Genomic DNA, 20,245 nt, shown 5'->3' on the forward strand with positions numbered 1-20,245 from the left:
CTACTGCACCTCAACTGGAGTAAATGATGAGCCAAGTCACTGTGCGTTCCGTGGTCTATCAGATTGATGGCCAGTCCTATGAAAGCCGTCTGGCGTTCGATGCCAGCCATCAGGGCCCGTTGCCTGGCCTGTTGATGGCGCCGAACTGGATGGGGGTGAGTGCGGGTGCTGAAGAAATCGCTAAAAGCGTGGCCGGCAAAGGCTACGTGGTGCTGATCGCCGACCTGTACGGGCAAACGGTGCGGCCGTCGAACGGCGATGAAGCCGGCGCCGCGATGATGCCGTTGAAAAACGACCGTGCGTTGCTGAACAAGCGCATGCAGGCCGCCTTCGAACAACTGCAAGCCCAGACCGAAGCGCCTGTCGATACGTCGAAGCTGGCCACCTTTGGTTTCTGCTTCGGGGGTTGCTGCGCCCTGGAACTGGCGCGTACCGGTGCGCCAGTCAAGGCTGCTATTTCGTTCCACGGCACCCTGGACACGCCGACCCCGGCTGATGCCAGGAACATCAAGGGTTCAGTGCTGGTGCTGCATGGCGCGTCCGACCCATTGGTGCCTAAGGAGCAACTGCCGGCGTTCGAAGATGAAATGAACGCAGCCGGCGTGGATTGGCAGCTGCTGAGCTATGGCGGCGCGGTGCATTCGTTCACGGATCCTGATGCGAATGTGCCGGGCAAGATGATGTATGACGCCAAGACGGCTGAACGGGCCTTCCGGTCGATGCATAACTTGTTGGATGAAGTGTTCAAGGGCTGATTCTTCAGCGTTTGTTCGGGCCTCTTCGCGAGCAAGCCCGCTCCCACATTTGCACCTCATTCCTACAGGGAAAATGCGGTCCGAACTGTGGGAGCGGGCTTGCTCGCGAAAGCTATCTCACCGGCAACTCAATTCTTTCAGACTCGCCCGGCACCGTCGGCCAATCCCCAGCCGCCCAACGCTGCCGGGCCTGCTCGATCACCGCAGGATCACTCGCCACAAAATTCCAGTTGATCCGCCGCGGCCCATCCAGCGGCGCGCCGCCGAATACCACCAAGTGGCAATCACTCTCGGCGAACAGCGTCAGCTCCTGCCCGGCCGGCAGCACCACCAGGCTGTGGACCTCCAACGCTTCGCCCTCCAATTGTGCTTCACCTTCCAGCACATACACCGCGCGCTCCTCATGCTCATCCGGAATCAGCAACGTGGTGGCCGTCTGCATCTGTACATCGGCATACAGCGTGGGCGACAGCACCGGCACCGGTGATTTGAGGCAGAACCCACTGCCCGCGATCAGGCGGACCTGCACGCCGAGGTTGTCACTCACGGGCAGGCTCGCGGCGGGGTGATGGCTGTAATGCCCGGGCCCTGTCTCGTGGTCCCTGGGTGACGCCAGCCAGACCTGCAGGCCATGCAGGCTGAAACCACTGGCCTTGAGCACTTCGGGGGTCCGTTCGACATGGGCGATCGCGCTGCCGGCGGTCATCCAGCTGACGTCACCGGCCTGCACCACTTGGTCCGAGCCCAGGCTGTCCTTGTGCTGCAACGCGCCTTCGAACAGGTAGGTGAGGGTGCTCAGCCCGATATGCGGATGCTGGCGGATGTTCATGCCATCGCCCGGTGCGTAGCGGGTGGGCAGCATATGGTCGAAGAACACAAAAGGCCCCACGCTGCGGCACGCCCGCGAGGGCAGCGGGCGCAGGATGGGTTGGCCTTCGACATCTTCGGGGCGAGGGCGGATCACGGTGAAGGGGGGCATGGTGCATCCCAGTCTGAGCGGGTTGGATAGGGCTGAGCATAACCCGCTCGGTAGGATGTTGCCGCTATCGGCTGAAGGCGCCTTGCGATGTTGTGCGTGGATGAACCCTGGCATGCCGCGCAAGGTCTACCCGTATCAGCTCCTATTGAGATTTTACCGTGCCCTGGACTCGCCTGACCCTTGCCCTGTTGCTCGTCGCCAGCAGCCTTGCCGTGCACGCTCGTGACTATGCCTACAGCGATGCGCACCTGCACTACGTCGATTTCTTCCAGGAAACGGCCGGCATGGACAAGCTGCTCAAGGCGATGGCCGACAACCGCATCGAACATGTGATGATTTCCGGCATACCGGTCGCGAAGAAATGGCACGAGGACGAACCCAAGCGCCCGCGCTATTACGCCGGTGACGACGCCGATGCCTACTGGTACAGCGCCACCGACGTGATCGTCGCAGCAGCGGTCAACAAACTGACCCCTGAGCAGCGCGCGCACTTTCATCCGTTCCTGTCGGGGTTCAACCCCAATGACAAAAACTCGGACGCCCATATCCAGCGCATGCTCGACCTCAACCCAGGCCTGTGGCAGGGCATCGGCGAAGTCTTCACCCGCCACGATGACCTGACTGCCCTGACGTCGGGCGACACCCCGCGCGCCAATAACGAGGCCATGACGCGCATCTATCATCTTGCGGCGGAAAACGACCTGCCGGTGATGCTGCATTCCAACATCACCTCCAAGCGCGAGCGTAACCCGCTGTACCTGGCTGAAGTGGAGGAGCCACTGCGCAACCATCCGCACACGCGCTTTATCTGGGCGCATGCCGGCACCAGCAAGGAGATCCATCGCCATCAGGTGCAGATGGACTTTTTGCTGCCGACCTTGAACCGTATGCTGGAGGCGTATCCCAACCTCTACATCGACCTGTCCTGGAGCATGCTTACGCCGTATCTGCTGGATGAGGCGGGTCAGCCCAGGCCTGAATGGGTCAAGCTGGTGGAGCGCTTCCCGGACCGGTTCATGCTGGGCTCGGATGTAGTGGGGCGTTTCAACAAGCTAGGTAAGGAAATGCGCCGGTTTGACCCCTTCCTGGATGCCTTGCCTGAAGACGTCGCGCGCAAAGTGGCGCGGGATAACTTCCTCGCGGTTCTGCCCAAGCTCTGAACGTCACGGTGGCGCGGTTTTGGCGTGCGGCTGGACACCGAGTCGGCTTTATCGCAGGCAAGCCAGCTCCCACAGGGGAATGCATTCCAAATGTGGGAGCTGGCTTGCCTGCGATAAAGGCGACTCGGTCTCTGTTCATTCACCCACAAAAAAGCCCCGAACCAGTCGGGGCTTTTTTATTGGATCAAGCTACAGGCCTTACTTGCCCTGCCAGCGTTTCAACACCAGCGTGGCGTTAGTGCCACCGAAGCCGAAGCTGTTGCTCATCACGGTGTCGATCTTGGCGTTTTCAACGGTCTTGGTCAGGATCGGCATATCGGCCAGCACCGGATCAATCTCGTCGATGTTGGCCGAACCGGCCATGAAGTTGCCTTCCATCATCAGCAGGCAGTAGATCGCTTCGTGAACGCCGGCGGCGCCCAGGGAGTGACCGGACAGGCTCTTGGTCGAGCTGATGGCCGGGGCCTTGTCGCCGAATACCGCACGCACGCCTTCCATTTCCTTGGCATCGCCGACCGGCGTGGAAGTGCCGTGGGTGTTCAGGTAGTCGATGGGGGTATCCACGGTGGACATGGCCATCTGCATGCAGCGGATGGCGCCTTCACCGCTTGGGGCAACCATGTCGTAGCCGTCGGAGGTCGCGCCGTAGCCGACGATTTCCGCGTAGATCTTGGCGCCACGGGCCAGCGCGTGCTCCAGCTCCTCGACCACCACCATGCCGCCACCGCCAGCGATGACGAAACCGTCACGCTTGGCGTCGTAGGCACGGGAGGCCTTTTCCGGGGTTTCGTTGTACTGGGTGGACAGCGCGCCCATGGCGTCGAACAGGAACGATTGGCTCCAATGCTCTTCTTCACCGCCGCCGGCGAATACGATGTCCTGCTTGCCCAGTTGGATCTGCTCAACGGCAGTGCCGATGCAGTGGGCGCTGGTGGCGCACGCCGACGAGATCGAGTAGTTCACACCCTTGATCGCGAACGGTGTGGCCAGGCAGGCCGAAACGGTGCTGCCCATGGTCCGCGTAACGCGGTACGGGCCGACGCGCTTCACGCCTTTTTCGCGCAGGATATCCAGCGCTTCCATCTGGTTGAGGGTCGATGCGCCGCCGGAGCCGGCGATCAGGCCGGTGCGTACGTTCGATACCTGGTCGTCGCTCAGGCCGGAGTCGGCGATCGCGTCTTTCATCGCCAGGTAGGCATAGGCGGCAGCGTGGCCGACGAAGCGATAGATCTTGCGATCGATCAACTCTTCGAGGGGCAGGTCGATGGAGCCGGAAACCTGGCTACGCAGACCCATTTCGGCATATTCCGGGTTGAAGCGGATGCCAGGGCGACTTGCACGCAGGTTAGCGGTGACGGTCTCTTTGTCATTGCCCAGGCAAGAAACGATGCCCAGACCAGTGATAACGACGCGGCGCATGCGGATAACCCTTAAAAGTTGTCAGTGGAAGTGAATACGCCGACCCGAAGGCCTTCGGCAGTATAGATCTCGCGACCGTCGACAGTCACCGAACCGTCGGCGATGGCCAGGTTCAGCTTGCCCTTGAGGACGCGCTTGATTTGAATGTTGTAGGTGACTTTCTTGGCGGTCGGCAGGACCTGGCCAAAGAACTTCACTTCACCCGAACCCAGGGCGCGACCGCGACCCGGCAGGCCTTGCCAGCCCAGGTAGAAGCCGACCAGTTGCCACATGGCGTCGAGGCCCAGGCAGCCTGGCATCACCGGGTCACCTTCGAAATGGCAGGCGAAGAACCACAGGTCCGGGGTGATATCCAGCTCGGCGACCAATTCACCTTTGCCGTACTTGCCACCTTCTTCGCTGATATGGGTGATGCGATCCACCATCAGCATGTTCGGGGCGGGCAGTTGCGCGTTACCTGGTCCGAACAGCTCACCGCGACTGCAGCGCAGCAGTTCTTCCCGAGTAAAGGCGTTTTGTTTGGTCATGCGAGCTCCTCAATAATCCCATGCGGCAGGGTAGGGCAAATCTTCCCGAACCGAATGAAGCGTTCATGCCTCATGTCGGCAGCCTACACATAGACTATTGCGTTGTAGTGAAAGTCACAGCGGCAAGGTACTCAATGTACACCTGTTCACTGAAATGTTAAACCGGGCCCGTTTATGGGCTCGTTCGGGTGCCTAAGACTGCCGCACTTTCGCCTTTCACGCCAGTCAGAGTTGGCTGATGGCGCCGCGCTATTGCACCCAGCGTTGCAGGATTTTCTGCAAATCCGTGCGTTTGAACGGCTTGGCCAGGTAATCGTTCATTCCTGCTGCAAGGCAGCTTTCACGGTCACCCTGCAAGGCATTGGCGGTCAGGGCGATGATCGGTAGATCGGCGCAACCCGGCAGCTGGCGAATCCGGCGGGTGGCTTCGTAGCCATCGACCAGTGGCAGCCGGCAATCCATCAGGATCGCCGTGAAGATCAGGCTTTCGGCGCTGCGGATCGCCTCGGCACCGTCGGTGGCCAGGCTCACTTCAAAGCCCAGGCTGCGCAGCATCGCTTCGACCACGGTGCGGTTGACCGGGTTGTCTTCCACCAGCAGTACATGGCGGCCGTTGCCCGCGCCGGCTTTGCCGTCGGCGTCGCTGGCGATGCTCGGTACGCTGTGCTGGTCAATGGCCAGGGGAATTTCCAGGGTGAACACCGAGCCGCGGCCTTCTTCGCTCTGGGCGCGCAAGGTGCCGCCCATGCGCTCGGCCAGGGTACGGGCGATGGGCAGGCCCAGGCCGGTGCCGCCGTAACGTCTTGAAATGGAACTGTCCGCCTGCTGGAACGCATCGAACATCAATTCCAGGCGTTCGGCGGATATGCCGATGCCGCTGTCGCGCACGGTGCAGGTGAACCACAGCAGTTCATGGTCGAGGGTCTGCCACTGCGGTTCGACGTTGACACTGCCGTGCTCGGTGAACTTCAACGCGTTGCCGATCAGGTTCACCAGGATCTGGCGGATACGCGTCGGGTCACCCTGCACGCACAGCGCGTCCATCCCCTGCGGGATCGACAGCGTCAGCGCCAACCCGCGCTGCTGGGCGCTGTGCTGGAAGGCCTGGGCACAGCTGTTGATCAGGTCCGCCAGGTTGAACGCAATATGCTCCAGCTCCAGGGCGGCGCGTTCGATCCGCGAGAAGTCGAGGATATCGTTGATGACCTTGAGCAAATGCTCGGTGGATTCGGAGGCCAGCGCCGCGTACTCGGTCTGTTCCTCGGTCATCTCGGTGGTTTCCAGCAACTGCAACATGCCCAGCACGCCGTTCATGGGCGTGCGCAGCTCATGGCTCATCATGGCCAGGAAATCCGACTTGGCGTTGTTGGCGCGCTCGGCCTCTTCGCGGGTCTGGATCAACTGGGCCATCGCCTGCTGCTGTTCACGGCTGGCCTGGTTGAGCCCTTCGGCGAGGTTGTTGATGTGCCGCGACAGATCGCCCAGCTCCGAGTCATCCACGATCGGCAGCGGCGTCTTGTAGTCACCTTGCTGGATGGCTTTTACCGCATGGCCCATGGCGCTGATCGGCTGCGACAGGCTGGCGGCCAGGCGCCGGGCGAGCAGGAAGGTAAACAACAGGGCGAACAGCGCCAGGATGCCGGCCTTGAACAGGATCTCCTGCTGGCGCTGGCTGAAGGCATCGTTGGACATGCCCACGATCACCCGGCCCAGGTAGTCTGCCCGCGGCGCCTTGGATTCGTTGAGGTTGTCCTGGAAAAAGTCATTGCCCAACTGGATGTGTTGCAGGCGGATCGGCGCCTGGAACACTTTTACCGACAGCGAGCGGTCGTGTTTCTCCGAAGGCTGCTCGACATACACCAGGATGTTCTCGCTGCTGTCCTGAATCTCCAGGAAGCGCACATGGGGTGTCGCCAGCGTGGCGCGTAACAGGCTTTCAAGCACCTCGTTGTTGCCGGAAATCACCCCGTATTCGGTCGCGGGCGCCAGTTGGTTGGCGATCAACTGGCCGGTGTGATCCAGCTCCTGGCGCAGGTCCTGGATGCGCACGAAGGTAAAGAAGCTGATCAACAGCAACGTCAGCAACAGCGCCGGGCCCAGGGTGATGAGCTGCGTGCGGGTGTTGATGTCCCAACGACGACGCAAGGTCATGGGCGTTTTTCTCCTTCGGCCAGTCGCGTGGCGACGCTGGTTTCGTCCACCTGTTCGAGCCCCAGTGAGCGCGCGACTTGCGGGTTGCCCACGATTTTGAAGTGTTCCGGATACAGCGAACGCGGCCAGTTGGCGGGCGGGTGGTCGAGCAGGCGGTCGAGCACGGCCAGCCAGTCGGCCTGGTCGCTGTAGGTGCTGGCGAGGCTGCCGGCCCGCACAAACCCTGCATTCGGGCCCACCAGCGGCAATTGCTGGGCGTAGCTGCTCAGCAGCAGGTTTTTCGCGGTTTTCGGGTTGTACAACTGCGGGTCGTCGAGGCCGAGCAGCACGTCACTTTTTCTGAACAGGGTTTGCAGCGCCCGGCTGTCATTAATGTTGTCCCAACGCTGGGGCACGATCTGCAGGCCCAGGGGCGTGGCGTGCTGGCGCAGTTCGGTCAGCAGGAATTCACTGTCGGCGCCGTAAAGCACGCCGATGCGCCGCGCCTGCGGCAGAATGCGGGCGATCAGGCGCAATTGGCGCGCCAGCGGTGGGTCGCTCCACAACAGGCTGATGCGTGGATGCTGCGTTGCGCCCAGGCGCTGCTGGGCCTGCAGCCGGCTGATGCGCAGTACCAGCGTCGGCGGACCTTGGGCGTCCTGCAGGCGCCAGTCGAGGCCGGGCAGGTCGAGCAGGATCAGCCGGGTAGTGGCCGGCAGTCGGCTGGGGGCCGGCAAATCGTCGAGGGCGGTGAAGGTGACCGTGTCTTCGGGGCGCTGCCGCGCCAGGGCCTGGGTGAAGTCCTGGACCCCGGCGCTGTCTTCGGCGGCGGTCAGCAGGATGTCGGCGCTCCAGGCCGGCACGGCCGAGAGCAGGCAGACGAGCAGCACCGCGCGCCGCCAGAGCGTGTGGAGAGAAAAGCAGGTCATCCGTGACGAGTCGCCCATGTCAGAACTCTAACTCTGCGCTGAAATAGAGTACCTGGCGATGGTCGTAATTGTTGTCGGCCCAGGTGGTGGGCTGGTTATCGAGGCGTTGTTGCAGCATGCCCGCCAGCTCCACGTTGGCCTTACCCAGGGCAATACGCTTGGCCATCCGCAGGTCGACCCGCTCGAAGCGATACGCGTTGAGTGCGTCATCGCCATAGTAGAACAGCGCGCTGGACCAACCCTGGCCCCATTCACGCAGCCAGCCGGCGGAGCCGCTGTTACGTGCGGTCTGTGCCTTGTCCAGCGGGTTGCTGCTGGTGGCGTCGACGTAGGCGTAGGTCAGGCGCAGGCGGTCGGCGTTGCTCACGCGCCAGTCGAACTGGGACTCGGCGCCGGTGAACCGTGCGCTGTTGGCATTGCTGGCGATGTACTGGTTATTGCGCAGCGGCGAGCTGATCATGTCGGTGATCTCGTCATAGAACAGTTTCACGTCCATGTTCAGCCCGATGTCGGCGAAGAAGCCGTTGTACCCCAGTTCCCGCGATTTCATCATCTCTTTATTGAGGTTTCCCGGACCACGGGTTTTTACGAAGTATTGCCCGGTGGTCTGCCCATAGGCGGGGGAGCTGAGGTTGGTGACGCGGTAGCTCCAGTTGACGTTGTTCTCGAACATATCCGGTGAGCGGATCGCTTCGGAGTACACCGCGCGCAGGCCGTGGCGCGGGTTGATCAGGTAGTTGACCGCCACCCGTGGCGTCAGCGAGTTGCCGCTCAGGTGCGTGTCTTCATACATGGCGCCGCCCTGCAGCAACCAATGCTCGCTGGCGCGCCACTCCAGTTGGCCGAACAGGCGCCAGGTGGTGTCGTCCAGCGTGCCGTTGAAGTAGGTGTCGGAGTCGGCGCGGTCATAGCGGTAGTTCATGCCGCTGACCAGGCGCAGGCGGTCGGACAGGCTGAGGGTGTCTTGAATCTCCAGGTCGTAGCGGCTTTCACGGGTGCTCTGGTCGATGTTGCCGCACACGCTCTGGCTGGCGCCGTTGCGCCACTGGTCCAGCACCTGATTGGCCAAGGCTTGCTCGGCGGCGCTGCCCGGTGGCGCGCTGCCTTGGCTGTAAGTGTCCATGTGCCGGGCCAGTAATTCGGCGTAGTTGGGGTTCATCTGCCACAGTTGGGTCAGCTCGGGGCTGAACGAGACCTTGGCGTCACAGGCTTTCCAGATTTGCCGGCGGTCCCATTGCTGCGCCGAACCTTGGATATACAGGCTGTGGTCAGGGTTGAAGTCGAAGTTCCAGCGCAGGGAGCCGGCGTAGTCCTTGGCTGAGACGTCGGAATTGTTTCCGCCTTCGGTAATCCCGGCAAAGACCGGGCTGTAGGTATAAGGACGTTGGTTGGTGCCTTCCTTCGCATCAAGTTGCACATCGATGCTTTGTTGCGTGTTCAGCGTCTGGCTGATCGCCAGGCTGAAGCGGTTGAGGCGGCGGCCGTCACGGCGGTCGGCACCGGCGGCATCGCTGTCGAAGCCGTCGTCCTGTTGCCCGGAAAGGGACAGGCGCAGGTCGCCGCTGTCCCAGCCGGCGCCCTGGCTGGCATAGAAGTCGTTGATGCCGCGTTCGCCCCGCACCACCTTGACCCGTGTGCCGTGGCTGTTGGCCGGCGAGCGTGTAAGGATGTTGACCACCGCCATCAAGGCATTGGCGCCGTAACTGACGGTGTTGGGGCCACGGAACACTTCGATGCGCTCGATATCTTCCATGGCCACCGGAATGTCACTCCAGTCCACGGTGGCCAGGCCCGCGCGGTACACCGAGCGGCCATCGATCAAGACCTGCATGCGCCGCGCATCGCTGGCACTGGTGCCGTGGTAGTTCACCGCCGCCTGGTTGCCGGTGGTGTAGCCGACCATCATGCCCGGCACCAGGCGCAGCAACTCACTGATGTCCCGCGCGCCGCTGGCCTTGATCAGCTCGCTGTCGATCACGGTCATGCTGCCAGGCACGGCGGCGGCCGATTGCTTGAGGCGCGTGGCGGTCAACACTTGGGGCAGGGGCTGGCTGTCGAGGAACAAGTCATCGGCCAGCGCCGCGCTGCTGCACAGCGGCATGCCCAACAGCATCAGCCACAGGGATGAACGGGGAGGAGGGCCCAAATACACGGCACGGCCTTGATAATTGCGGATAGCCGCCCATGTTAACTGAGGTCGGGCCTTTTGCCAGTCAACGGGCTTGCAATTACTTCAGGTAAATGTGGCATTTTCCGACAAACGCACGAATTGATACGGGGGCTGGCCGCGAGCGGGTCGGCCCGTATAATGCCGCCATCGCCACTGGTATGGATTAACGGATTGCATATGACTGAACAGCGCCCTATCGCGGTCCTGGGAGGCGGAAGTTTTGGTACCGCCGTGGCTAACCTGTTGGCCGAGAACGGCCACGCTGTACGCCAGTGGATGCGCGACCCCGACCAGGCCGAGGCCATCCGGGTGCACCGGGAAAATCCGCGTTACCTCAAAGGCATCAAGATCCATCCGGCGGTCGAACCGGTCACGGACCTGCTGGAAACCCTCACGGCTTGCGACCTGTGCTTTGTCGCGCTGCCGTCCAGCGCCCTGCGCTCGGTGCTGGCACCCCACGCCGAGCGTCTGGCGGGCAAGTTGCTGGTCAGCCTGACCAAGGGCATCGAGGCGCAGACCTTCAAGCTGATGAGCGAAATCCTCGAAGAGATCGCTCCCCAGGCGCGCATTGGTGTGCTGTCCGGGCCGAACCTGGCGCGGGAAGTAGCCGAGCACGCACTGACCGCCACGGTGGTGGCCAGTGAAGACGAAGCCCTCTGCGAACGTGTCCAGGCCGTGCTGCATGGCCGCACCTTCCGGGTCTACGCCAGCAGCGACCGCTTTGGCGTGGAGCTGGGCGGCGCGCTGAAAAACGTCTATGCGATCATTGCCGGCATGGCGGTGGCGCTGGGCATGGGCGAGAACACCAAGAGCATGCTGATCACCCGTGCCTTGGCCGAGATGACCCGTTTTGCGGTGAACCAGGGCGCCAATCCGATGACCTTCCTCGGGCTGGCGGGCGTGGGCGACCTGATCGTCACCTGCTCCTCGCCGAAAAGCCGCAACTACCAGGTGGGTTTCGCCCTCGGCCAGGGTTTGAGCCTGGACGACGCGGTCACACGTCTGGGCGAAGTGGCCGAAGGGGTCAACACCCTCAAGGTGCTCAAGGCCAAGGCCCAGGAAGCCGGTGTGTACATGCCGCTGGTCGCCGGGCTGCACGCGATCCTGTTTGAAGGGCGCACCTTGGACCAGGTCATCGAGCTGCTGATGCGGGCCGAGCCGAAAACCGATGTCGACTTTATTTCCACCAGTGGTTTCAATTGAGGAGCCGGTCATGAACGATCCGAAAGCAACCCCCAAGTACGAATCCATTGCTCTGCGTATCCTGTGGATGCTGGTGTTTGCCCTGGTGTGGCAAGTGGCGCAGTTCCTGCTCGGCGCACTGGTGGTGGTGCAGCTGGTTTACAGGCTGATTTATGGCGCACCGAACCTGGGTCTGATGAACTTCGGCGACAGCCTCAGCCAGTTCCTCGCGCAGATCGGCCGTTTCGGCAGCTTCCACAGCGAACAAAAGCCCTGGCCGTTCGCCGATTGGCCGACCCCGCGCGCGCCCGAGGGCGAAGCCGCCCACAGCGTGCCGCCGGCACCGCACCCGGTGCGTGATGAGGAGCCAAAGCTGTGAAAGTGTGGATATTGCGCCATGGTGAGGCCGAAGGGCATGCGCCGACGGATGCCGAACGCAACCTTACCGAGCACGGCCGTGCCGAAGTATTGCGCAGTGCTGCGCACCTGATCGGCCAGCCCCTCGGAGCGATCATCGCCAGCCCTTATGTGCGGGCGCAGCAGACCGCGCACCTGGTGCGCGAGGCCCTGGGCTTTGACGCTGACATTCGTACGGTGCCGTGGCTGACGCCGGAGGGCAATCCGTCGCAAGTGCTGGAAAATCTCGATAGCGATGACAACGTGCTGCTGGTCAGTCACCAGCCCTTGGTGGGCAGCCTGATCAGCTTTCTGCAGCATGGCCATCAGCGTCAGCCGCAGCCGATGTACACCGCCAGCCTGGCGGAGCTGGAAGGAGATTTCCCGCTGGCGGGGCTGATGAGTCTGGTCAGCGTGAGGAATCCGTAGGCTTTTTTTTGCTTTGCGTGGCTATATTTGTGGCAGGATTAGGGTCGTAATAAAACTAATAAAGGACGACTCCGATGAGCCTGTGGCGCACCCAACCGAATATCGAACAACTCAATGCCAGCCAGAAGAACACCATCGGTGAACTGCTGGATATCCGCTTTGAAAGCTTCGACGACGACTCCCTCACCGCCAGCATGGTGGTCGATCACCGTACCCACCAGCCCTACGGCCTGCTGCACGGCGGCGCGTCGGTGGTATTGGCCGAGAGCGTCGGTTCCATGGCGGCGTACTTGTGCATTGATGGGAGTAAGTTCTATTGCGTGGGGCTGGAGGTGAATGCCAACCACCTGCGCGGCGTGCGCAGCGGGCGGGTGACGGCGGTGGCCAAGGCGGTGCATATCGGGCGTACTACCCAGGTGTGGGATATTCGCTTGACCAATGACGAGGGCAAGGTAAGTTGCGTCTCGCGACTGACCATGGCGGTGGTGCCGTTGGGGGAGAACCCGCCGGGGCGGTAGGCAGGCGTTCTGGCCTAGTGTTTTTTGGGGCTTGACCGAATACATATCCGTTATTTAGGTAACGGCTGCTTATGGTTTCGCTCTTACAGCGACTCACTTTTGGAAGGACCCAAAAGTAAGCAAAAGGTCCTCGCCCCACCACTCGGTGCCTCGCCTAGGCTCGGCATGCCCGTAATCCGACATTGATTTGGGGGGCCGCCGCCACGCGCCATCCATGGCGCGGGGCGGCTAAACCGGCGTCCTGCCGGTTTACCCCCCAAATCACTGTCGAATTACGGCCAGCGTGGTTGACGGGGCGATCCCAGATCAAAAGCAAAAGCGCGGCGGCCTTAGAGCCGACCGATAATGTGAGCCGGTCCCGGTTCAATGTGGGAGCTGGCTTGCCTGCGATAGCATCAACTGGGTGTACCTGATGTACCGAGTTGTCTGCATCGCAGGCAAGCCAGCTCCCACAGAAAAGCAGATAGGTGGAGTGCCACCTAATCTGCTCTGGCTCTGGCTCTGGCTCTGGCTCTGGCTCTGGCTGTGCTTTCGCTTTTGATCTGGCTTTTGATCTTGATCCTAGGCGCCCCGTCAACCACGCTGGCCGAACGCAGGCTTGAATCCGTGGGTAACCCGGCAGGACGCCGGGTTAGCCGTCCTGGGCCATGGATGGCCCATGACGGCGGCCCACGGATTCAAGCCGGAGTGAGGGCACACCGAGCCTAGGCGAGGTGCCGAGTGGTGGGGCAAGAGCCCTTTGCTTACTTTGGGGCTTTTCCAAAGTGAGTCGCTGTAAAAGCGAAACCATAAGCAGCCGTTACCCAAATAACGGATATGTACACGGTCAACCCCAAAGGCTCCCTCGCCACACACCGCAGAAAGTCGTATCGACACCCATGTCGCGATAGACATGGCGTGAGTGTCACCCTTCCTGGCAGTTACAGTCATTGCCGTACCCGCCGCGCATGGCGACAATCAACCCCTGCTTCTGTCGATGGATCCGGTATGTCACAGCCTGTGTTTTTCGCCCACGCCAATGGCTTCCCTTCGGCCACCTACGGCAAGCTGTTTGCCGCCCTGGCCCCGGAATACGCGGTGGCGCACCTGCCGCAGCACGGCCACGATCCCAGGTTTCCCGTGGACGATAACTGGCAGAACCTGGTGGACGAACTGATTCATCATCTGGAGCAGCAACCGGAACCGGTATGGGGCGTGGGGCATTCCCTGGGGGGTGTGTTGCATCTGCACGCGGCCATGCGGTGCCCGCAGTTGTACCGGGGTGTGGTCATGCTGGATTCTCCGGTGCTGACCCGCGCCGACCGCTGGGTGATCCGCGCGGCCAAGCGCTTGGGCTTTATCGATCGACTGACCCCGGCCGGGCGCACACTCGGCCGACGTGAAGAATTCAGCGACCTGGACGCTGCGCGCAGTTATTTCGCCGGCAAGACCCTGTTCCGAGGCTTTGACCCGGACTGCTTCGACGCCTACCTGCAGCATGGCCTGCACCCAGTGGGCGACCGCCTGCGCCTGCGCTTCGACCCCGCCACCGAGATCAGCATCTACCGCGGCGTGCCCCACACCAGCCCCGGCCAGGTGCGCCGGTTGAAAGTACCGTTGGCGGTGGTGCGCGGTCGCGAGAGCCGCGTGGTGATGCGCCACCACACCAGCAGTGTCGGGCGCCTGCCCATGGGCGAAATGCTCAGCATGCCCGGCGGCCATATGTTCCCGCTTGAGCACCCCCAGGACACCGCGACCTTGATCAAGCACTTGTTCTCCCGATGGCAAGCCCAGGAGAACAGTTGCGCATGAGCACTCCGGTTGAAGAAGTGCGCCTGAGCCTGCCGCACATCGAATTGGCAGCGCATCTGTTCGGGCCCGAGGACGGTTTGCCGGTGATCGCCCTGCATGGCTGGCTGGACAACGCCAACAGCTTTGCGCGACTGGCGCCGAAACTGCAGGGCTTGCGCATCGTTGCATTGGACATGGCGGGGCATGGGCATTCGGCGCATCGTCCCGCGGGAGCCGGCTACGCTTTGTGGGATTACGTCTACGACGTGCTGCAAGTCGCCGAACAACTGGGCTGGAAACGTTTTGCATTACTTGGTCACTCCCTTGGCGCCATCGTCTCCCTGGTGCTGGCCGGCGCATTGCCCGAACGTGTGACGCACCTGGGATTGATCGATGGTGTGATCCCGCCGACGGCCATCGGTGAGAACGCCGCCGAGCGGCTGGGCATGGCCTTGCAGGCGCAATTGAACCTCCAAGACAAGCGCAAGCCTGTCTATGACACCCTGGATCGAGCCGTCGAAGCGCGCATGAAAGGCTTGGTGGCGGTCAGCCGTGAAGCCGCCGAACTGCTGGCCCAGCGCGGCCTGATGCCAGTGCCGGGCGGTTACACCTGGCGCACCGACAGCCGCCTGACCCTGGCTTCGCCGATGCGTCTTACCGACAAACAAGCCATGGCCTTCGTGCGAAGGGTGGGCTGCCCTGCACAGTTGGTGGTCGCTGCCGACGGCATGCTGGTGAAACATCCCGAATTGCTTTCCCGACTGCCCTTTGCCGTTACCACGCAGCCAGGCGGCCATCATTTGCACCTGAATGATGAGTCTGGCGCGGTCCTTGTTGCAGACTGTTTCAATAGGTTCTTCCGCGCGCCTTGACTTGGGACGGTCAACTGCCGAGGCTGGGCGGATCGAAAGGGAGTCAACCATGAACAACTTCAACATCGCTATGACCGACGATGGCCAGGGCTCGTTGATCTTATGAGCGTGCGTAACGGATGTATCCGTATCCTGGGCTTGAGCCTTCTGAGCCCTTTGGTATTCGCCGCCGACGTACCGGGTAGCCAGGACTTGCCTGCCGTGGCCCGCCAGGTCGATTCGCAAATCGTCGATTACCGCCCCGCTGAAGAAAAAGAACGCATCTACCCCATGGGCGCAATCCGCAAGATCAGCGGCCAGTTGCGCTATGAGGGCCAGGCCACCGCACGCGGCCAAGCTACTGCCATCACTTATGAACTGCCCGCCGAACACAGCGCCAGCGCCGCGTTTACCGCCACGCGTGAAGCGTTGCAAGAGAAGGGCGCGCAGTTGCTGTTCTGGTGCAAGGCCCGCGATTGCGGCGAAAGCAGCCTGTGGGCCAATGAGATCTTCGGCAACGCCAAGCTGGTCGGTGCCGACAACCAGCAGGAATACCTGTTGCTGCGCCTGGCCGAGACCGATTCCCTGGTCGCCCTCTACAGCATCACCCGCGGTAATCGCCGCGCCTATCTGCATGTGGAACAACTGGACGCGAGTGCACCGCTGGGCGATTTGCTGCCCACCTCGGCCACCCTGTTGCGCGAGCTTAAAAGCACCGGCGAGCTGGACTTCCCTGCGTTGGGGCGCGAGCCGGATGACACCTGGCTGACCCTGATTTCCCGTGGGCTGAACCTTGATACCACCTTGCGCGTGAGTTTGACCGGCGCGAATGCCGAGGCCTGGCGCCAGGCCCTGATCGACAAGGGCGTGCGCGCCGCACGCCTGGAAACCGGCAACGGGGGGGACACCCAAGGCCTGCACCTGGATCTGATACGCTAGGGGCGCCAAGGCGAACGGCTGCGTGCCGGTCGCCTAAGCTGTCTTCCTACCGTCTTCTTCTAGAGATACCCCATGCTCAATAATGATCGCCTGCTGGTGCAAATCCTGCTGCTGGTGCTGTTTGGTGCCAGCTTCTGGGTCATGGCACCGTTCTGGTCGGCGCTGTTCTGGGGCGCGGTGCTGGCCTTTGCCAGTTGGCCGTTGATGGTCCTGCTCACGCGTTGGCTGGGAGGGCGCGAGTCCCTGGCGGCCGGCATCCTCACGTTGGGTTGGATGCTGCTGGTGGCGGCGCCGCTGGTGTGGCTGGGTTTCAACCTTGCGGACCATGTGCGCGATGCGGTGGCGTTGATCAAGGATATCCAGGTCGATGGCTTGCCGGCGGCACCGACCTGGCTCGGTTCGATCCCCTTGGTCGGCGAGCGACTGGTGGCGATGTGGGACAGCGTCGACCAACAGGGCGCGGCCCTCATGGTCAGCCTCAAGCCGTACCTGGGGCAGGTCGGAAATTGGTTGCTGGCGCGCAGTGCGCAGATCGGTGGCGGCATCCTTGAGCTGACCCTGAGCCTGGTGTTCGTGTTCTTTTTCTATCGCGACGGGCCGCGCCTGGCGATGTTCGTGCACCGTTTGTTGGAGCGCCTGATCGGCGATCGTGCCGGTTACTACATCGAACTGGTTGCCGGCACGGTACAGCGCGTCGTCAATGGCGTGATCGGCACCGCCGCCGCCCAGGCCGTACTGGCGCTGATCGGCTTCCTGATTGCCGGCGTACCGGGCGCGCTGGTGCTGGGCATCGTCACCTTCCTGCTCAGCCTGATCCCCATGGGCCCGCCGTTGGTGTGGATCCCCGCCACGGCATGGTTGGCCTGGAAAGGTGACTACACCTATGCGGTGTTCCTCGGCGTATGGGGCACGTTCATCATCAGCGGCGTGGACAACGTGCTCAAACCCTACCTGATCAGCCGCGGCGGCAACCTGCCGCTGGTGATCGTGCTGCTCGGCGTATTCGGCGGCTTGATCGCCTTTGGCTTCATCGGGCTGTTCATCGGCCCGACCTTGCTGGCGGTGGCCTACAGCCTGTTGACGGATTGGAGCGCGACCCAGGCTCAGGGGCGCCGGGAGGATAAACCGCTGTAACTGATCACTGGCGGTAAGTACCCACACATAACTGTAGTGAGCGGGCTTGCCCCGCGCTGGGTGGCGAAGCCGCCCCAAACCAGGCGACCTCGTTTTATCTGGAACTCGATGGTGCCTGGATTGGGGGCGGCTTCGCCACCCAGCGCGGGGCAAGCCCGCTCACTACAAGCTGCGGGGTAGCCACATGACCGCCGTCAAGCCACCGCCCGGCGTCTCCTCAAGGCCCAACCGACCGCCGAGGCGTTCGGCCGCTTCCTTGGAAATCGTCATGCCCAGGCCGACGCCGCCGGAGTTGCGGTTGCGTGAACCTTCCAGCCGGTAGAACGGCTCGAACACCGCTTCACGCTTGTCGGCGGCGATGCCGGGGCCATGGTCGATCACGCGGATGACCAGCGCCTCGCGGCTGTCCGCCAGCTCGATGCGCGCCGTGCCGGCATACCGCAAGGCGTTGTCGATCAGGTTATTGAGGCATGAACGCAACGCCATCGGTTGCACCTGCAGCGGCGCGCAGGTGCCGGCGAATTGCACATCGCAGCCCTGGTCCTGGGCGTTTTCGCTCATCGACTCCACCAGCGCCTGCACATCCAGCCAGTGCCGGGTTTCGCTGGTGCGTTGTTCGTGCAGGTAGCTCAGGGTGGCGTCGAGCATGCCGATCATGTCGTCAAGGTCCTGGCGCATCTGGCCTTGCAACCGGGTGTCTTCGATCTGTTCCAGGCGCAGCTTGAGGCGTGACAGGGGGGTGCGCAGGTCATGGGACACTGCGCCGAGCATGCGCGCGCGTTGGCTGACTTGCTCGCGAATGCGCCGTTGCATCAGGTTGAAGGTCGACGCCGCCCGTTGGGCCTCGCGCGGCCCGGACTCGTCGAGCGGCGGGCTGTTGAGGTCCAGGCTCAAGCGTTCTGCGGCTTCACTCAGACGCTGGATCGGGCGGCTCAGCAGCTTGGCGCCATACCAGGCGGCGATAATCAGCGAGATGAACTGGAACGTCAGCGGCACCAGCGGGCCACCGAACCAGGGGCGATGACGTTCCCTGGGCAGGGCGGCCATGGACCCGTCCGGTTGCTCGACGTAGGCTTCCTGGGGCGGCGGCGGGGGCGGCCCGTAATGGTGAAACCAGATGAATGCCAACACATGGGCCAGCACGATCGCCACCAGCAACACACCGAACAGCCGACCGAACAGCGTGTTGAACGCGTTGCGCATCAGCCAATATCCCTGGCGTCGAACAAGTAGCCTTCGCCACGCACGGTCTTGATCAGCTGCGGTGCCTTGGGATCGTCGCCGAGTTTTTGCCGCAGGCGCGACACCAGCAGGTCGATGCTGCGATCAAAGGCTTCGATGGAACGGCCACGGGCGGCATCCAGCAATTGCTCGCGGCTCAGCACCCGGCGCGGGCGTTCGATAAACACCCACAGCAGGCGGAACTCGGCGTTGGACAATGGCACCACCAGGCCACTGTCGGCCACCAGTTGACGCAACACGCTGTTGAGCCGCCAATTGTCGAAGCGGATATTGGCACGCTGTTCGCTGCGGTCATCGCGCACGCGACGCAGGATCGTCTGGATCCGCGCGACCAGCTCGCGGGGCTCGAACGGCTTGGACATGTAGTCGTCGGCACCCAGCTCCAGGCCGATGATGCGGTCGGTGGGTTCGCAGCGGGCGGTGAGCATCAGGATCGGGATGTCCGACTCCGCGCGCAGCCAGCGGCATAGCGACAGGCCATCTTCACCCGGCAGCATCAGGTCAAGCACGACCACGTCGAAGGTTTCGGCTTGCATGGCCTTGCGCATCGTGGTGCCGTCGGTAACGCCGGTGGCCAGGATGCCGAAGCGGGCCAGGTAGTCGATCAGCAGTTCGCGGATCGGCACATCGTCGTCGACGATCAGCGCACGGGTGTTCCAGCGCTTGTCATCGGCGATTGCCGCGCCTTGTTGTTCGTCGTTCAAAGCGAGGGAAGGGGTTTGCATGATGCGATTGTCTGCCATGTGGTTGCGGTCAGCATAGGCGCCCAGCCCCATGGCTGGAAGTGCTGGCAGTTGGGTCGTGCGACGAGCCTAGCGGTGGCGCGTGTTGTGGGCATGTCGTGAATGTATCAGCTCTGAAACAATTACCTGGACGGCCCGCCGGACGGCGCTTGGTCAGTATTTACCGATCATCGGATCCCGCAACGGCGCTGCTTGCGCTACAATCCGCGCCGATTTCGACTTGCCTGAGAGCCCACGCCAATGTCCGTCTGCCAGACGCCTATCATCGTCGCCCTGGATTACCCCACCCGTGACGCCGCACTGAAGCTGGCTGACCAGTTGGACCCCACGCTTTGCCGGGTCAAGGTCGGCAAGGAACTGTTCACCAGTTGCGCCGCGGAAATCGTCGGCACCCTGCGTGACAAAGGCTTCGAGGTGTTCCTCGACCTGAAATTCCACGATATCCCGAACACCACCGCCATGGCGGTCAAGGCCGCCGCCGAAATGGGCGTGTGGATGGTCAACGTGCACTGCTCCGGCGGCCTGCGCATGATGACCGCGTGCCGTGAAGTGCTGGAACAGCGCAGCGGTCCCAAGCCGTTGCTGATCGGCGTGACCGTGCTCACCAGCATGGAGCGTGAAGACTTGGCCGGCATCGGCCTGGACATCGAGCCTCAGGAGCAAGTATTGCGCCTGGCGGCCCTGGCGCAGAAAGCCGGTCTCGATGGCCTGGTGTGCTCGGCGCTGGAAGCCCAGGCACTGAAAACCGCGCACCCGTCGCTGCAATTGGTGACCCCGGGGATTCGCCCGGCGGGCAGTGCCCAGGATGACCAGCGCCGTATCCTCACCCCACGCCAGGCACTGGACGCGGGCTCGGATTACCTGGTGATTGGTCGCCCGATCAGCCAGGCGGCGGATCCGGCGAAGGCGTTGGCGGCAGTGGTCGCCGAAATCGCCTGACCGCTAAAGCACGCACATTCAATGTGGGAGCTG

19 protein-coding genes are annotated in these 20,245 nt (G+C 62.6%); 11 read left to right on the forward strand and 8 right to left on the reverse strand.

The features are described 5' to 3' along the window. The first annotated feature begins 26 nt into the window (after positions 1 to 26). The gene (locus tag KVG91_RS18910; RefSeq protein ID WP_169376415.1) at positions 27 to 755 is read left to right on the forward strand and encodes a dienelactone hydrolase family protein; all 729 of its coding nucleotides are present in this window, start codon (positions 27 to 29) and stop codon (positions 753 to 755) included. Between the two features lie 112 nt (positions 756 to 867). Here KVG91_RS18910 and KVG91_RS18915 read toward each other — a convergent pair whose 3' ends face one another. After that, on the reverse strand, positions 868 to 1,734 hold the full coding sequence (locus KVG91_RS18915; RefSeq protein ID WP_169376416.1) for a pirin family protein: 867 nt from the start codon (positions 1,732 to 1,734) through the stop codon (positions 868 to 870). A 158-nt stretch (positions 1,735 to 1,892) separates the two neighbouring features. On the opposite strand from KVG91_RS18915, the gene KVG91_RS18920 reads away from it, so the two are divergent. Next, a complete protein-coding gene (locus tag KVG91_RS18920) occupies positions 1,893 to 2,894 on the forward strand; it encodes an amidohydrolase family protein (protein ID WP_169376417.1) in 1,002 nt (333 codons plus the stop codon). A 198-nt stretch (positions 2,895 to 3,092) separates the two neighbouring features. Here KVG91_RS18920 and fabB read toward each other — a convergent pair whose 3' ends face one another. From fabB to KVG91_RS18945, 5 genes are all read right to left on the reverse strand, one after another. Continuing rightward, positions 3,093 to 4,313 (reverse strand): beta-ketoacyl-ACP synthase I, encoded by a 1,221-nt coding sequence (gene fabB, locus KVG91_RS18925; protein ID WP_169376263.1) that lies wholly within the window; start codon positions 4,311 to 4,313, stop codon positions 3,093 to 3,095. An 11-nt stretch (positions 4,314 to 4,324) separates the two neighbouring features. After that, on the reverse strand, positions 4,325 to 4,840 hold the full coding sequence (gene fabA, locus KVG91_RS18930) for a 3-hydroxyacyl-[acyl-carrier-protein] dehydratase FabA (RefSeq protein WP_076950493.1): 516 nt from the start codon (positions 4,838 to 4,840) through the stop codon (positions 4,325 to 4,327). Positions 4,841 to 5,089: 249 nt separating this feature from the next. After that, a complete protein-coding gene (locus KVG91_RS18935) occupies positions 5,090 to 6,991 on the reverse strand; it encodes an ATP-binding protein (protein ID WP_169376262.1) in 1,902 nt (633 codons plus the stop codon). Continuing rightward, the gene (locus KVG91_RS18940; RefSeq protein WP_169376261.1) at positions 6,988 to 7,917 is read right to left on the reverse strand and encodes an ABC transporter substrate-binding protein; all 930 of its coding nucleotides are present in this window, start codon (positions 7,915 to 7,917) and stop codon (positions 6,988 to 6,990) included. The genes KVG91_RS18935 and KVG91_RS18940 overlap by 4 nt, the downstream gene beginning before the upstream one ends. A 1-nt stretch (position 7,918) precedes the next feature. Continuing rightward, complete coding sequence (locus tag KVG91_RS18945) at positions 7,919 to 10,051, reverse strand: TonB-dependent receptor plug domain-containing protein (protein ID WP_318840895.1); 2,133 nt, start codon at positions 10,049 to 10,051, stop codon at positions 7,919 to 7,921. Positions 10,052 to 10,246: 195 nt separating this feature from the next. On the opposite strand from KVG91_RS18945, the gene KVG91_RS18950 reads away from it, so the two are divergent. The 8 genes from KVG91_RS18950 (at position 10,247) to KVG91_RS18985 (ending at position 17,288) form a co-directional block, all read left to right on the forward strand. Further along, positions 10,247 to 11,272 carry an NAD(P)H-dependent glycerol-3-phosphate dehydrogenase gene (locus KVG91_RS18950; protein ID WP_169376260.1) on the forward strand — a complete coding sequence of 342 codons (1,026 nt, stop codon included), beginning with the start codon at positions 10,247 to 10,249 and terminating at the stop codon, positions 11,270 to 11,272. Positions 11,273 to 11,282: 10 nt separating this feature from the next. Next, complete coding sequence (locus KVG91_RS18955; protein ID WP_169376259.1) at positions 11,283 to 11,630, forward strand: DUF4389 domain-containing protein; 348 nt, start codon at positions 11,283 to 11,285, stop codon at positions 11,628 to 11,630. After that, positions 11,627 to 12,076 (forward strand): phosphohistidine phosphatase SixA, encoded by a 450-nt coding sequence (gene sixA, locus KVG91_RS18960; RefSeq protein WP_169376258.1) that lies wholly within the window; start codon positions 11,627 to 11,629, stop codon positions 12,074 to 12,076. The genes KVG91_RS18955 and sixA overlap by 4 nt, the downstream gene beginning before the upstream one ends. A 74-nt stretch (positions 12,077 to 12,150) precedes the next feature. Then, positions 12,151 to 12,594 carry a hotdog fold thioesterase gene (locus KVG91_RS18965; protein ID WP_076950499.1) on the forward strand — a complete coding sequence of 148 codons (444 nt, stop codon included), beginning with the start codon at positions 12,151 to 12,153 and terminating at the stop codon, positions 12,592 to 12,594. 987 nt (positions 12,595 to 13,581) lie between these two features. Beyond that, a complete protein-coding gene (locus KVG91_RS18970) occupies positions 13,582 to 14,385 on the forward strand; it encodes an alpha/beta fold hydrolase (protein WP_169377821.1) in 804 nt (267 codons plus the stop codon). Further along, complete coding sequence (locus tag KVG91_RS18975) at positions 14,382 to 15,236, forward strand: alpha/beta hydrolase (protein WP_169377822.1); 855 nt, start codon at positions 14,382 to 14,384, stop codon at positions 15,234 to 15,236. Before KVG91_RS18970 ends, KVG91_RS18975 begins: the two co-directional genes overlap by 4 nt. Positions 15,237 to 15,338: 102 nt before the next feature. Beyond that, positions 15,339 to 16,154, forward strand: coding sequence for a DUF4892 domain-containing protein (locus KVG91_RS18980; RefSeq protein WP_169377823.1), 816 nt, complete (start codon positions 15,339 to 15,341; stop codon positions 16,152 to 16,154). 72 nt (positions 16,155 to 16,226) lie between these two features. Next, complete coding sequence (locus tag KVG91_RS18985) at positions 16,227 to 17,288, forward strand: AI-2E family transporter (protein WP_169377824.1); 1,062 nt, start codon at positions 16,227 to 16,229, stop codon at positions 17,286 to 17,288. 162 nt (positions 17,289 to 17,450) lie between these two features. On the opposite strand, the gene KVG91_RS18990 is transcribed toward KVG91_RS18985, so the two are convergent. After that, positions 17,451 to 18,491: a sensor histidine kinase gene (locus KVG91_RS18990; RefSeq protein ID WP_217894923.1), complete on the reverse strand. Its 1,041-nt coding sequence runs from the start codon at positions 18,489 to 18,491 to the stop codon at positions 17,451 to 17,453. After that, positions 18,491 to 19,255, reverse strand: coding sequence for a response regulator (locus tag KVG91_RS18995; RefSeq protein ID WP_169376527.1), 765 nt, complete (start codon positions 19,253 to 19,255; stop codon positions 18,491 to 18,493). The genes KVG91_RS18990 and KVG91_RS18995 overlap by 1 nt, the downstream gene beginning before the upstream one ends. Positions 19,256 to 19,513: 258 nt before the next feature. Here KVG91_RS18995 and pyrF point away from each other — a divergent pair, with 258 nt between their 5' ends. Beyond that, positions 19,514 to 20,212, forward strand: a complete 699-nt coding sequence (pyrF, locus tag KVG91_RS19000; protein WP_169376528.1) for an orotidine-5'-phosphate decarboxylase — start codon at positions 19,514 to 19,516, stop codon at positions 20,210 to 20,212. The last annotated feature ends 33 nt before the right edge of the window (positions 20,213 to 20,245 follow it).

It is taken from the genome of Pseudomonas azadiae (assembly GCF_019145355.1).
Lineage (GTDB): Bacteria > Pseudomonadota > Gammaproteobacteria > Pseudomonadales > Pseudomonadaceae > Aquipseudomonas > Aquipseudomonas azadiae.

Excerpts from the sequence above, each read along its gene's own strand:
- fabA (WP_076950493.1), bottom strand. The coding sequence starts at position 4,840 with ATGACCAAACAAAACGCCTTTACTCGGGAAGAACTGCTGCGCTGCAGT.
- KVG91_RS18975 (WP_169377822.1), top strand. The coding sequence starts at position 14,382 with ATGAGCACTCCGGTTGAAGAAGTGCGCCTGAGCCTGCCGCACATCGAA.
- fabB (WP_169376263.1), bottom strand. The coding sequence starts at position 4,313 with ATGCGCCGCGTCGTTATCACTGGTCTGGGCATCGTTTCTTGCCTGGGC.
- KVG91_RS18940 (WP_169376261.1), bottom strand. The coding sequence starts at position 7,917 with ATGGGCGACTCGTCACGGATGACCTGCTTTTCTCTCCACACGCTCTGG.
- KVG91_RS18980 (WP_169377823.1), top strand. The coding sequence starts at position 15,339 with ATGAGCGTGCGTAACGGATGTATCCGTATCCTGGGCTTGAGCCTTCTG.
- KVG91_RS18965 (WP_076950499.1), top strand. The coding sequence starts at position 12,151 with ATGAGCCTGTGGCGCACCCAACCGAATATCGAACAACTCAATGCCAGC.
- KVG91_RS18935 (WP_169376262.1), bottom strand. The coding sequence starts at position 6,991 with ATGACCTTGCGTCGTCGTTGGGACATCAACACCCGCACGCAGCTCATC.
- KVG91_RS18950 (WP_169376260.1), top strand. The coding sequence starts at position 10,247 with ATGACTGAACAGCGCCCTATCGCGGTCCTGGGAGGCGGAAGTTTTGGT.
- KVG91_RS18970 (WP_169377821.1), top strand. The coding sequence starts at position 13,582 with ATGTCACAGCCTGTGTTTTTCGCCCACGCCAATGGCTTCCCTTCGGCC.
- KVG91_RS18985 (WP_169377824.1), top strand. The coding sequence starts at position 16,227 with ATGCTCAATAATGATCGCCTGCTGGTGCAAATCCTGCTGCTGGTGCTG.
- KVG91_RS18910 (WP_169376415.1), top strand. The coding sequence starts at position 27 with ATGAGCCAAGTCACTGTGCGTTCCGTGGTCTATCAGATTGATGGCCAG.
- KVG91_RS18990 (WP_217894923.1), bottom strand. The coding sequence starts at position 18,491 with ATGCGCAACGCGTTCAACACGCTGTTCGGTCGGCTGTTCGGTGTGTTG.
- pyrF (WP_169376528.1), top strand. The coding sequence starts at position 19,514 with ATGTCCGTCTGCCAGACGCCTATCATCGTCGCCCTGGATTACCCCACC.
- KVG91_RS18995 (WP_169376527.1), bottom strand. The coding sequence starts at position 19,255 with ATGCAAACCCCTTCCCTCGCTTTGAACGACGAACAACAAGGCGCGGCA.
- KVG91_RS18955 (WP_169376259.1), top strand. The coding sequence starts at position 11,283 with ATGAACGATCCGAAAGCAACCCCCAAGTACGAATCCATTGCTCTGCGT.
- KVG91_RS18915 (WP_169376416.1), bottom strand. The coding sequence starts at position 1,734 with ATGCCCCCCTTCACCGTGATCCGCCCTCGCCCCGAAGATGTCGAAGGC.